The following is a 12,267-nucleotide window of genomic DNA, read 5'->3' as shown; positions in this document are numbered from 1 at the left end:
CACGCTCTGTTAATTCCGTGTTACGCACGCCACGCCAGGCGCGTTGCGGCACTCACGCCTGACACCGCAAATTGGGCAGCGGCAGCGTCAGATCGAGCAGGTATCGCGCCACGGCGGCGTCCACGCAGTTGTTGCCGTCGAAGACGACGGTGTGCTGGGTGCCGTCGAAGGTGATCAGCGGCCCGCCGAGCTGACGGGCCAGGTCGACCCCGGCCTGGTACGGGGTGGCCGGATCGTGGGTGGTGGACACGACGACGACTTTGCCGGGCGGGGCCGGTGCCGCGGCGTGCGGTGTCGAGGTCGCCGGCTCGGGCCACAGCGCGCAGATGTCTCTCGGGGCGGATCCGGTGAACTGTCCGTAGCTGAGGAACGGCGCCACTTCGCGCAGGCGCCGGTCGGCGGTCACCCAGGACGCCGGATCGGTGGGGGTCGGCGCGTCGACACATCGGATCGCGTTGAACGCGTCCTGGCCGTTGTCGTAGTGGCCCTGCTTGTCCCGGCCGTTGTAGTCGTCGGCGAGCAACAGCAGGTCCCCGGCATCGGTGCCGCGCTGCAACCCGAGCAGGCCGCTGGTCAGGTACTTCCAGTGCTGCGGGGTGTACAGCGCGTTGATGGTGCCGGTGGTGGCGTCGGCGTAGCCCAGCCCGCGCGGGTCGGAGGTCTTGCCCGGGGTGGTGACCAACGGGTCCACCAGCGCGTGGTAGCGGGTGACCCACTGGGCCGGGTCGGTGCCCAGCGGGCACGCGGTGGACTTTGCACAGTCGGCGGCGTAGTCGTTGAACGCGGTCTGGAAGCCCGCCATCTGGTTGATGGTCTGCTCGATGGGCCCGATGGTCGGGTCGATGGCGCCGTCGAGCACCATCGCCCGCACGTGCGGGGCGAACCGCTCGATGTAGGCGGTCCCGAGCTCGGTGCCGTAGCTGTAGCCGAGGTAGTTGATCTGTTCGTCGCCCAGCGCCTGCCGCACCAGGTCCATATCGCGGGCGGCTGACGCGGTGCCGATGTTGGCCAGGAACGCCTGGCCCATCCGGTCGACGCAATGCTGGGCCAGTTCCCGGTAGACCTGCTCGATGTGCGCGACCCCGGCCGGGCTGTAGTCCACCATCGGGTCACGCCGGTAGGCGTCGAATTCCGCGTCGCTGCGGCAACGCAACTCGGGGGTGGAGTGGCCGACGCCGCGCGGGTCGAACCCGACCAGGTCGAAGTGCCGGGTGATGTCGGTGTCCTTGAGCTGGGGTGCCATGCCGGCGACCATGTCCACCGCCGACGCGCCGGGGCCACCCGGGTTGACCAATAGCGAGCCGATCCGCTGACCGGTGGCGGGAACCCGGATCACCGCCAACTTTGCCTGTTGCCCCGTGGGTTTGTCGTAATCGACGGGGACGGCGACGGTGGCGCACTGCGCGGTGGGGATGTTGGTGGTGTCGCTGATGAATTCGCGGCAGGGTCCCCAGCTCTGTTGTGGTGCCGCGGCGGGTGCTGCCGGCATCTGGGTCTGCCCGGTATCGGGTTCGGGCGTGGCCCCGGCGACCGGCAACGGCTGCCCGCAGAACACCAGACCACACGACAACAGCGCCGAGCTCACCGTTCTCAGGCGCAACATGGCCGAAATCGTCTCATTGTCGAATACCGCAGCAGGACGCGAAATGGTTACGCCTTGGTCGCTATTGCGCAGCGCGCGGTGCGTCGCCGAGCGTGCATCTCACGACGCGACACTCCGTCGCGGCGTCGCGAGGTTCACAGTCGACGGCGCAAGCGCGTCAGCAGGTGGCCCCGACCGGCGGCGTGGTGCCGTTGATCAGGTAGTCGGTGATGTGGTCGTCGATGCAGCCGTCCCCTTGGAACACCACGGTGTGCTGGGTTCCGTTGAACGTGAGCAACGACCCTTTCAGTTGGGCGGCCAGGTCGACGCCGGCCTTGTACGGCGTGGCCGGATCGTGCGTGGTCGACACGACGATCGTCGGCGGTAGGCCGGGAGCGCTGACGGCGTGCGGGCGGCTGGTCGGCGGTACCGGCCAGAACGCGCAGGTGCCCAGTGGCGCAAAGCCGGTGAACGAGCCGTAACTCATGAACGGTGCGACCTCGCGGGCGCGGCGGTCTTCGTCGACGACTTTGGCGCGGTCGGTGATCGGGGGCTGGTCAACGCAGTTGATGGCCACCCGCGCGTCGGTGGAGTTGTTGTAGTGGCCGTGTGAGTCGCGGCGCATGTACATGTCGGCCAGCGCGAGCATGGTGTCGCCGCGGTGTTCGTCGGCGAGTTCCTTGAGACCGTCGGTCAGGTGCCGCCACAGGTTCGGCGAGTACAGCGCCATGATGGTGCCCACGATGGCGTCGCTGTAGCTCAGGCCCCGCGGGTCTTTGGTCTTCGCGGGCCGGCCCACGGTGAGGTTGTCGGGGTCGACCAGCGGGTCCACCAGGTCGTGGTAGACCTGCACGGCCTTGGCCGGGTCGTCGCCCAGCGGGCAGCCCGAATCCTTGGCACAGTCGGCCGCGTAATCGTTGAACGCGTCTTGAAATCCTTTGGCCTGGCGCAGATCTGCCTCGATCGGGTCCGCGTTGGGATCCACGGCACCGTCCAGGATCAGCGCCCGCACGTTCTGCGGGAAGGCCTCGGCGTAGGCCGCACCGATTCGGGTGCCGTACGAGTAGCCGAGGTAGGTCAGCTTGGCGTCACCCAGCGCCTTGCGGATGGCGTCCAGATCTCTGGCGACGTTGACGGTCCCGACGTTCGCCAGGAAGTTCTTGCCCATCTTGTCCACGCAACGCTGCACGAACTGCTTGGTCTCGTTTTCCATGCGGTCCACGCCGGCCTGGCTGTAGTCGACCTGCGGCTCGGCTCGCAGCCGGTCGTTGTCGGCGTCGGAATTGCACCAGATCGCGGGCCGCGAGCCCGCCACCCCGCGCGGATCGAAGCCCACCAGATCGAAACGTTCATGCACCCGCTTGGGCAGCGTCGAGAAGATGCCGAGCGCGGCCTCGATGCCGGACTCACCCGGACCGCCGGGGTTGATCACCAGCGAGCCGATCTTGTCCCCGCTCGCCGGAAAACGGATCAACCCGAGCGCAGCCACGTCACCGTCGGGATGGTCATAGTCGACAGGCACGGCGAGCTTGCCGCACATCGCGTTGCCGGGGATCTTCGCGGCGGGATTGGAGCTGCGGCACGGTGTCCACACCACCGGCGCGCCCAGCCGCGGCTCCGCCATGCGTGCGCGCCCGGCCACCACGTGAACGCAGCCCGCCACGGTCGACACCACGGTGGCCAGGACGGCCCAGACCAGCAGCTGGCGCGCGATCTCGGCGCGGCGAGTCAGGCACATGGCTCACCATGGTGCCAGAGGACCTGCACGGACCTGGTCAGCGGCCGATTTTCGGGGCGGGCTGGGTTCGCACCCCGGCCACTACCCCACTGAGACCAGTCCCGCGCGGGCGGCCGTTGCCTTCTTCACCGGGCAGGTCCGTGGCGAACACCACGATGCGTCGGGATCGCCCAGATGGCAGACTGTGGGGGTCAGACGAACCCGGGGACCCTGTGCAGGGCCACGAGGATCGACCCGACCACCACATTAGGACAACGATGTCTGAGAACGTCTACGGTTCGAATTCTGCTGCAGTTTCGGCGCCGCGACCCAAGATCCGCACCCACCACCTGCAGAAATGGAAGGCCGAAGGCCACAAGTGGGGGATGCTGACGGCATACGACTACTCGACGGCACGGGTCTTCGAAGAGGCCGGCATCCCGGTGCTGCTGGTCGGTGATTCCGCCGCCAACGTCGTCTACGGCTACGACACCACGGTGCCGATCTCGATCGACGAGTTGATCCCGCTGGTTCGCGGGGTGGTGCGGGGTGCCCCGCACGCGCTGGTCGTCGCCGATCTGCCGTTCGGCAGCTACGAGGGCGGACCGGCGGCTGCGCTCGCCTCAGCCACCCGGTTCATGAAGGAAGGCGGCGCCCACGCCGTCAAGCTCGAGGGTGGTGAGCGGGTCGCCGAGCAGATTGCCTGTCTGACCGCCGCGGGCATCCCGGTGATGGCGCACATCGGGTTCACCCCGCAGAGCGTCAACACATTGGGCGGGTTCAAGGTTCAGGGCCGCGGTGACGCCGCCGAACAGACCGTCGCCGACGCGATCGCCGTTGCCGAAGCGGGTGCGTTCGCCGTGGTGATGGAGATGGTTCCCGCGGAGTTGGCCACCCAGATCACCGGCAAGCTGACCATTCCGACCGTGGGCATCGGTGCCGGGCCGAACTGCGACGGTCAGGTGCTGGTGTGGCAGGACATGGCCGGGATGAGTGGCGGCAAAGCCGCTCGCTTCGTCAAACGGTTCGCCGACGTAGGCGGTGAATTGCGCCGTGCTGCAACGCAATACGCGCAAGAAGTGGCCAGCGGAACGTTTCCGGCCGAAGAGCACTGCTTCTAGCGGTTCGCTCAGCCGACGGCCGGTGGGGTACCCCAGAGCTCGATCACTTCGCCGATGTCGCGCAACATGACGTAGCGGTATCCGGACGCGTCCGCCTTGGCGCTGAACTCGTCGTAGGCGGCTCGGGCACCGGACTCGTCGCCCTGGTACACGGTGGTCGGCACGGGCGGCACTCCCGTGCTCTGCTCGTCCGCTTCACCGATCACGACGTTCCACGACTGCTCAGTCATGGCACCCACGCTAGTCGGCTCGTTAACCCTGATGTGGCAATCTATGGATGCCGTCCCTGGCCCCGCACGAACAGCGGACGGCTCCCGGTCCTCTCCCTGGAGATCAAATGCCTGCTAAAGCGTCGAAGTCGGCGCGACATCTGGAAGTCGAGCGCAAGTTCGACGTGATCGACTCGACCGTGTCGCCGTCCTTCGAAGGCATCGCGGCAGTGGCCCGCGTCGAGAAGCCGCCGGTGCAGGAACTCGATGCGGTCTACTACGACACCGCCGGGCAGGACCTGGCCCGCAACCGGATCACCCTGCGCCGCCGCACCGGTGGGTCCGATGCCGGTTGGCATCTGAAGTTGCCCGCCGGACCGGACTCCCGTACCGAGATCCACGCCTCGCTGGAGGCGTCCGACAGCGACACCGTTCCGGCCGAGTTGCTGGATGTGGTGCTGGCCATCGTGCGGGACCGGCCGGTCAAACCGGTGGCCCGCATCACCACGCGGCGCGAGCGTCAGGTGCTGTACGACGGGCAGGGTGCGGCGCTGGCGGAGTTCTGCGATGACCACGTGACCGCCTGGTCGGCCGCCGACTCCGAGGAGCAGCAGTGGCACGAGTGGGAGCTCGAGCTTGCCGGCACCGACGATGGGCAGGGAGCGAACCAGGAGCTGCTGGACCGGCTCAGCAATCGGCTGCTGGATGCCGGGGCGGCGCCGGCCGGACACGGTTCCAAGCTGGCCCGGGTGCTCGATCGCGAAGCGAAGCCGGCTGACGCCCCGACCGCAACGGACCCGGTCCATCGGGCGGTGGCCAAGCATGTCGAGGAGCTGGTCGCCTGGGATCGCGCGGTGCGCGCCGACGTCTACGACTCCGTGCACCAGCTGCGGGTGATCACCCGCAAGATCCGCAGCCTGCTCAAGGACTCGCAGGATTCCTTCGGATTGGCCGACGGCGCTTGGATTCTCGACGAACTGCGCGAACTCGCCGGGGTGCTGGGCCTGGCCCGCGACGCCGAGGTGCTCGGCGAACGCTACGAGCGGGAACTGAACGCACTTGATCCTGCGCTGGTGCGCGGGCCGGTGTGGGACCGGCTGGTCGATGGCGCGCAACGGCGCTACCAGGTCGGGCTGCGGCGCTCGCTGGTCGCGATGCGATCCAAGCGGTACTTCCGCCTGCTCGACGCGCTGGACGAAGTGGTGGCTGAGCGCCCGGTGCCCGCCGCCGGTGCGGAACCGGCGCCGGTGACCATCGATGCCGCCTACAAACGGGTGCGCAAGGCCGTGCAGAAAGCCGAGGCCGCCAGACAGGCGGCTGACAGCGACGAAGCCGCCGCGGACGGGATTGTGGACGCCGATGAAGCCCTGCACGTGATCCGCAAGCGCGCCAAGAGATTGCGGTACACCGCGGCGGCCACCGGCGACGATCAGGTCGCTCAGCAGGCCAAGGTCATTCAGAGTCTGCTCGGCGACCATCAGGACAGCGCGGTCAGCCGGGAACACCTGCTCACCCAGGCCGATGCGGCGCACGCCGCGGGTGAAGACACCTTCACCTACGGTCTGCTCTACCAACGTGAGACCGAGATCGCGGAAACCAGCACCGCACAGCTGGACTCGGCGCTGCGCGACCTGGACAAGGCGGTGCGGCGCGCCCGGCGCTGAGTCGAAGCGCGCGGACGTTCAGAGCCTGGCGTCGAGGGCATCAGGAACTGCCGCCAGGAGCTTTGCGTCCGCAGTGAGCAGGGCGAGCCGCTCCACGGCCGCCTGGGCGACGAGGATCGCGTCGAATGGATCCTTATGCGGTAGCGAGGTGAGCTCGAACGCGAGGGTATGGCGACGGGTGATCGAAAGGTCCTGCAGTCCGGATCGGCTGATTGACCGGTCGAGGTCGTCCGGCAGCGTGAGCTTGCCGATTGCCGCCTTGATGGCAAGCTCCCAGGTGCTGGCGGCCGAGACGAATACGGCGGGGCTCGCCGTGATGTGAGCGCGCGCCGTTGTCCCCAGCCGCGGGTTGTCTTCCAGGAGCCAGATCAGGACGTGGGTGTCCAGCAACACCCCGTTCATTCGATGCCGAACAATGCGTTGACGTCGCTATCGGTGTCATCGAAGCGTTCGGTGTCATAACCGAATTGGCCGGCGAGCCCGCCGAAGGCGATGTCGGTGCGCAAATGCGGCACCAGATCGGCCACCGGTTTGCCGGCCCGCGCGATCGTGATCTTCTCGCCGTTTTCGACGCGGGCCAGCAGCTGCGACAGATGGGTCTTGGCCTCGTGAATATTTACGGTCGCCATGACGACCAGGCTAACTGACTTAGTCTAGTCAGACTAAGTCATCAACGCGGGAGACGGTTCAGCCAATCAGAGTTGCCGTCGACGGATTCACCGCCGATGACGACCTTGGGCACACCGGGATCCGGCAGGGCGCGCAGCAACGCGAGATTGTGCGCGGCGATGACGCGCGCGTCGTACGGGATGGGCAGGCCGAGCTTGATCAATTCCTGCGCTGACGGCGGCGCCCCGACATGGTCGGCCAGACCGGCGAGTTGCTCGTTGCTCAGATCCGTCGGACCTTCTTCCTTCGGTTGCTGATCGGCGGAGAAGATCTGCTCGATGAATCGCCAGGTGACGTCGCTCGAGTGCGAGTGATCGGCGACGATGAAGGCCGCGTAGCTGGCGCGGCTGTCGTAAGTGCCGCTGGCCGAATACTTTTCGAGGAAGTTGACGAGTCGCAGCTCGATGTGGAGGCGACCGGTCTCGATGCGGCGACCGATCTCGGTGCCCTGCTCGCGCACCATCTTCCCGCTGTAGGGGCACAGCGGATCCAGATACAACTCGATCTGGCCCGGCGCCGCCGGGTCGCCGATCGACAGGATGTCCCCGGCCGGCGCGGCATCGGCGCCGGATGCGCGTCCGGCACCGGGGGTCCACATCACCAGTGCCGCCAGTAGACCGAGCGTCACCGCGACGGCGATGGACTGACCTGCGGACCGTTTCACGACGGAGGATCTGGTGACGCTCGCTGTCATGGTCACCATCATGTCGGACGGGTCAGGTGGGCCGGCGCGGAGCGGACGAGTTGGCCTGTAAGCCGGATTCTGTTCCCCACCGCCGTGGCGGTGACCAACGGCGGCAGAGCGGCGACCATCCATCTGGACACACCGTTGCCGGGTGCCTCGAGCGGCCTACCCGCAGACTCGGGCGAGCAGCCCTCGAACGTCTGCGCAGCCGCACGGTCGGTGCGACCTTCTTGGCCTTGCTTCGGGTGGGGTTTGCCTAGCCACCCCGGTCACCCGGGATGCTGGTGCGCTCTTACCGCACCGTTTCACCCTTACCACCGCGAGGGTGGCGGTCTGTTCTCTGTGGCACTTTCCCGCGAGTCACCTCGGATTGCCGTTAGCAATCACCCTGCTCTGTGAAGTCCGGACTTTCCTCGACACAGCGCTACCCGAGCCCGTGCCGCGGTCGCCCAGCCAACTCGTCCGCGACGAACACGGTACTCGCTGAGCTCAGCCACGGCCAGAGGCCAGCGGCTACAGGTATGCGGTCTGGTTGACCAGGCGCACTGAGGAGGCGCCGTCCGGGTAGAACTCGGCGATGCTCAGCGACGCCAGATCGAGGTGCATCCGGTACAGCAGGCCCGACCCGGCGTCCAGCGCCATGCGCAGCAGCAACTTGATCGGCGTGACGTGCGAGACCACCAGCACGTTCTCGCCTTCGTGGGCGGCGATGATCCGGTCCCGCGCACGACGAACGCGGCGCAGCACGTCGTCGAAGCTCTCCCCACCGGGCGGGACCGTGCCGGTGTCGTAAAGCCACCGTCGGTGCAAGTCGGGATCGCGGGCGGCGGCCTCGGCGAACGTCAGCCCTTCCCACGCCCCGAAGTCGGTTTCGATCAGGTCCTGGTCGACGGTCACGTCCAGGCCCAGCGCCCGGGCCGCCGTGGTCGCGGTGTCGTAGGCGCGCTGCAGCGGCGAGGAGACGACGGCGGCGATCCCGCGCCGCTGATTGAGGTACCGGGCCGCCAAACCTGCCTGCCGCCAACCGACTTCGTTCAGTGGCGGATTACCCCGCCCGGAGTAGCGGCGTTGCACCGACAGTTCGGTCTGCCCGTGCCGCAGTAGCAGCAGTCGGGTGGGGATGCCGCGGGCGCCGGTCCACCCCGGCCCGACGGTGGACAGGGTGGAGGCTTCGCTGACGCCCTTGCGGGCGGATTCGGTGACCGGCACGACGACCTTGTCGACCCGGCGATCCGTCTGGGCTGCGGCGTCCATCGCATCGTTGGCCAGCCGGTCGGCGTAGGCGTTCTGTTCCCGCGGAATCCACGAGTAGCTGATCCGACGGAACTGCGCCGCCAGCGCCTGCGCCTGGGCGTGCAGTTCCACCAGGTCCGGGTGCTTGACCTTCCACCGGCCCGCCATCTGCTCGACCACCAGCTTGGAGTCCATCAGGACCGATACCTCGGTGGCGCCCATCTTCACGGCGTCGTCCAGGCCGGCGATCAGGCCACGGTATTCGGCGACGTTGTTGGTCGCGCGGCCGATGGCGTGCTTGGACTCGGCCAGCACGGTCTGGTGATCGGCGGACCACACCACCGCGCCGTACCCGGCGGGTCCGGGGTTGCCGCGCGATCCGCCGTCGGCTTCGATGACCACCTTCACTGCTGAAAACCTTTGACTCGCAACAAAATAGCGCCGCATTCCGGGCACCGCAGTACCTCGTCCTCGGCGGCCGCGGTGATGCGGGCGAGTTCGCCTCGGCCGATCTCGATCCGGCAGGCTCCGCACCGGTGTCCTTGCAGCGGCCCGGCCCCCGGGCCTCCCCCGGCCCGCTGGCGTTCGTAGAGCGCCGATAGCTCGGCGTCCAGCCCCGCGGCCAGCTCCTCGCGGCGGGCGCGGTGTTCGCCGCGGGTCTGCTCGAGTTCGGCGAGGGCGGCGTCCAGGGCCTGCTGGGCGGCGGCCAGGTCACTCTGCAAGGCCTCGATGGCACCGGACTCGATGTCATGCTGCGCCTGCAACTCTTCGCGTCGTTCCATCACTTCGAGCAGCGAATCTTCCAGGCTGGCCTGGCGGCGCTGCAAGGTCTCCAGCTCGTGCTGCAGGTCAGCCTGTTGCTTGGCGTCGGTGGCCCCTGAGGAGAGCAGCGAGCGGTCGCGGTCTTCGCGTTTGCGCACCCCGTCGATCTCGGACTCGAAACGCGCCACCTGGGCGTCCAAGTCCTCGATGGCGATCCGCACCGCGGCCAACCGGTCACTGGCGGCGGCGTGTTCGCCGTGTACCCGCTCGTAGTCCTGTCGTTGTGGCAGGTGGTCGGCGCGATGCGCCAGCCGGGACAGCTCGGCATCCAAGGTGGCCAGTTCGAGTAGCGAACGCTGTTGTGCTACTTCGGCTTTCATGCGTGATCTCCAGCTCTCGGTCTCAGCACCGGTCCCCACCCGATGCCAGGTTCCACGGATCGGTGCGCAGGGTGGATACCCGCACCGGCAAGGACGACCCGAATCGCGCCCGCAGCACCGCGGCCGCCTGCGCACACCAGGGGAATTCACTGGCCCAGTGCGCGACGTCGATCAGGGCGACCTGCGATTTCCGGTGGTGCTCGTCGGCGGGATGGTGGCGCAGGTCGGCGGTGACGTAGGCCTGCACACCCGCACCGGCCACCGCACCGAGCAGCGAATCCCCCGCTCCCCCGCAGACCGCGACCCGCGACACCGGCAGCTCGGGATCACCGGAGGCCCGCACGCCCCAGGAGGTCTGCGGCAGCGCCGCACCGACGCGGGACACGAAGTCGCGCAACGGTTCAGGCTGCGGCAGCACCCCGATGCGACCCAACCCGGTATCGGCCGGTGGTGGCGCCAGGGCAAGGATGTCGAACGCCGGCTCCTCGTAGGGGTGGGCGGCGCGCATCGCCGCCAGGACGCCGCCGCGAATGGCCGCCGGTGCGATGGCCTCGATCCGGTCCTCAGCCACCTGTTCGATGGTGCCGATGTCGCCGATCGCCGGCGTGGCCCCCTCGTGGGGCAGGAACTGGCCGATACCGGTGACACTCCAGCTGCAGTGCGAATAGTCGCCGATGTGCCCGGCCCCGGCCGCGAAGATCGCGTTGCGCACCGCGTCCGCGTCCTCTTTCGGCACGTAGATGACCCATTTGTCCATGTCGCACGGGACCGGCGAGCGGTCCAGCACCGCCTCCACCGTCATGCCCAGTGCATCCGCGAGCGCGTCGGACACCCCCGGTGCCGCGGAGTCGGCGTTGGTGTGCGCGGTGAACAGCGAGCGGCCCGAGCGGATCAGCCGGTGAATCAACGCACCCTTGGGTGTGTTGGCCGCGACCGTGTCGACCCCGCGCAGCAGCAGTGGATGGTGAGCCAGCAGCAATCCCGCGTCGGGCACCTCGTCGACGACGGCGGCCGTCGCGTCGATCGCGATCGTCACCGACTCGAGCACGTCGGCGGGGTCGCCGCACACCAGCCCGACGGAGTCCCACGACTCGGCCAGCCGAGCCGGGTAAGCCTCCTCCAGCACGTCGATGACATCGGCCAGCCGCGCGCTCACCGGTGCCCCCCGCTGGGCGCGCAGGCGGACATCTCGATCAGCCGTGCCACCAATACGGGCCACTCGGCACGCACCGCGACCCGCAGATAAGTCGCGTCCAGGCCGACGAAGGTGTCACCCCGGCGAACCGCAATTCCGTTGTTGCGCAGATAATTTCGTATTCGCTCCGCATCGGGGCTGCGGCACAGCAGAAATGGCGCCGACCCGTCGACCACCGCGAATCCCGCCGACTCCAGACCGGCCACCATCGCCGTGCGGACCGCCGCCAACCGCGCGGCGTCGGCCGCCGCCTCGGCCACGGCCTGCGGCGCGCAGCACGCCGCGATCGCGGCCAGCTGCAGCGTGCCCACCGGCCAGTGCGGGCGGGTGACGGTCAACCGGGCCAGCACGTCCGGTGCCCCCAGTGCGTAACCCACCCGAAGCCCGGCCAGCGCCCAGGTCTTGGTCAGACTGCGCACCACCAGCACGTCGGGCAGCGCGTCGCCGGCCAGCGACTCCGGTTCCCCGGGAATCGCATCCGCGAATGCTTCGTCGATCACCAGGATCCGCCCGGGCCGGCGCAGCGCCAGCAGGTGCTCGCGAGTGTGCAGCACCGAGGTCGGGTTGGTCGGGTTCCCGACCACCACCAGGTCGGCGTCCTCAGGAACCTGCGCGGTGTCCAGGGTGAACGGCGGCCGCAGCACGACGTGGTGCACCGGGACGCCGGCCGCGGTCAGCGCCGCCTCCGGCTCGGTGAACGACGGCGCGATCAGCGCCGCCCGGCGCGGGCGCAGGTTGCTCAGCAGCGCGAATCCCTCAGCGGCGCCGGCCAGCGGCAACACGTCGTCGATGTCCCGGCCGTGACGCGCGGCGACGGCGTGTCGGGCGGCCTGCAGGTCAGCGGCGCCCGGGTAGTGGGCCAGGTCGGTCAAGCGCCCGCCGAGTTGTTGCAGCAGCCACGGCGGCGGTTGGCTGTGCCGGACGTTGACGGCGAAATCGAGCATGCCGGGCATGACGTCCTGATCGCCGTGATGGCGCGCCAGCGCAAGGCGAGTTGACGCGCTCTGGTCCGCAACTGCCATCACTGGAACATTAGTGCGCGATCGTGGG

Annotated in this window: 12 protein-coding genes and 1 other RNA gene; 2 read left to right on the top strand and 11 right to left on the bottom strand. The window is 68.5% G+C overall.

Translation table 11 applies throughout. The features are described 5' to 3' along the window. Positions 1 to 52 precede the first annotated feature (52 nt). Both AC5Y6Y_RS01405 and AC5Y6Y_RS01400 read right to left on the bottom strand, forming a co-directional pair. Positions 53 to 1,612 carry an alpha/beta hydrolase gene (locus AC5Y6Y_RS01405; protein ID WP_499929336.1) on the bottom strand — a complete coding sequence of 520 codons (1,560 nt, stop codon included), beginning with the start codon at positions 1,610 to 1,612 and terminating at the stop codon, positions 53 to 55. A gap of 148 nt (positions 1,613 to 1,760) precedes the next feature. Further along, positions 1,761 to 3,320 (bottom strand): alpha/beta hydrolase, encoded by a 1,560-nt coding sequence (locus tag AC5Y6Y_RS01400; RefSeq protein WP_499922992.1) that lies wholly within the window; start codon positions 3,318 to 3,320, stop codon positions 1,761 to 1,763. A gap of 257 nt (positions 3,321 to 3,577) precedes the next feature. Between AC5Y6Y_RS01400 and panB the strand changes: the two genes are divergently transcribed. Continuing rightward, entirely contained in the window at positions 3,578 to 4,420 is an 843-nt protein-coding gene (panB, locus tag AC5Y6Y_RS01395; RefSeq protein WP_463824517.1) for a 3-methyl-2-oxobutanoate hydroxymethyltransferase, read from the top strand. A gap of 8 nt (positions 4,421 to 4,428) precedes the next feature. Here panB and AC5Y6Y_RS01390 read toward each other — a convergent pair whose 3' ends face one another. Further along, positions 4,429 to 4,650, bottom strand: a complete 222-nt coding sequence (locus tag AC5Y6Y_RS01390; protein WP_463824518.1) for a hypothetical protein — start codon at positions 4,648 to 4,650, stop codon at positions 4,429 to 4,431. Positions 4,651 to 4,757: 107 nt separating this feature from the next. Between AC5Y6Y_RS01390 and AC5Y6Y_RS01385 the strand changes: the two genes are divergently transcribed. Further along, positions 4,758 to 6,293, top strand: coding sequence for a CYTH and CHAD domain-containing protein (locus AC5Y6Y_RS01385; RefSeq protein WP_499929085.1), 1,536 nt, complete (start codon positions 4,758 to 4,760; stop codon positions 6,291 to 6,293). Positions 6,294 to 6,311: 18 nt separating this feature from the next. Here the strand turns inward: AC5Y6Y_RS01385 and AC5Y6Y_RS01380 are convergent, their stop codons facing one another. From AC5Y6Y_RS01380 to cobC, 8 genes are all read right to left on the bottom strand, one after another. Continuing rightward, positions 6,312 to 6,695: a type II toxin-antitoxin system VapC family toxin gene (locus AC5Y6Y_RS01380; protein WP_499929083.1), complete on the bottom strand. Its 384-nt coding sequence runs from the start codon at positions 6,693 to 6,695 to the stop codon at positions 6,312 to 6,314. Next, on the bottom strand, positions 6,692 to 6,922 hold the full coding sequence (locus tag AC5Y6Y_RS01375) for a type II toxin-antitoxin system Phd/YefM family antitoxin (RefSeq protein ID WP_463824521.1): 231 nt from the start codon (positions 6,920 to 6,922) through the stop codon (positions 6,692 to 6,694). Before AC5Y6Y_RS01375 ends, AC5Y6Y_RS01380 begins: the two co-directional genes overlap by 4 nt. A 41-nt stretch (positions 6,923 to 6,963) precedes the next feature. Further along, a complete protein-coding gene (locus AC5Y6Y_RS01370) occupies positions 6,964 to 7,560 on the bottom strand; it encodes a DsbA family protein (RefSeq protein ID WP_499929334.1) in 597 nt (198 codons plus the stop codon). Positions 7,561 to 7,698: 138 nt separating this feature from the next. Then, an RNA gene (rnpB, locus tag AC5Y6Y_RS01365) (RNase P RNA component class A) lies at positions 7,699 to 8,108 on the bottom strand. Positions 8,109 to 8,160: 52 nt separating this feature from the next. Continuing rightward, positions 8,161 to 9,288, bottom strand: a complete 1,128-nt coding sequence (locus tag AC5Y6Y_RS01360; RefSeq protein ID WP_499922985.1) for a bifunctional RNase H/acid phosphatase — start codon at positions 9,286 to 9,288, stop codon at positions 8,161 to 8,163. Then, positions 9,285 to 10,022: a zinc ribbon domain-containing protein gene (locus AC5Y6Y_RS01355; RefSeq protein ID WP_463824523.1), complete on the bottom strand. Its 738-nt coding sequence runs from the start codon at positions 10,020 to 10,022 to the stop codon at positions 9,285 to 9,287. The genes AC5Y6Y_RS01360 and AC5Y6Y_RS01355 overlap by 4 nt, the downstream gene beginning before the upstream one ends. 22 nt (positions 10,023 to 10,044) lie before the next feature. Then, positions 10,045 to 11,178 carry a Nif3-like dinuclear metal center hexameric protein gene (locus tag AC5Y6Y_RS01350; protein WP_499929080.1) on the bottom strand — a complete coding sequence of 378 codons (1,134 nt, stop codon included), beginning with the start codon at positions 11,176 to 11,178 and terminating at the stop codon, positions 10,045 to 10,047. Beyond that, positions 11,175 to 12,239: an Rv2231c family histidinol phosphate aminotransferase CobC gene (gene cobC, locus AC5Y6Y_RS01345; protein ID WP_499929078.1), complete on the bottom strand. Its 1,065-nt coding sequence runs from the start codon at positions 12,237 to 12,239 to the stop codon at positions 11,175 to 11,177. Before cobC ends, AC5Y6Y_RS01350 begins: the two co-directional genes overlap by 4 nt. Positions 12,240 to 12,267: the final 28 nt, after the last annotated feature.

Source organism: Mycobacterium sp. NGS24 (genome assembly GCF_059813065.1).
This window is presented reverse-complemented; position numbering and strand designations above follow the sequence as displayed.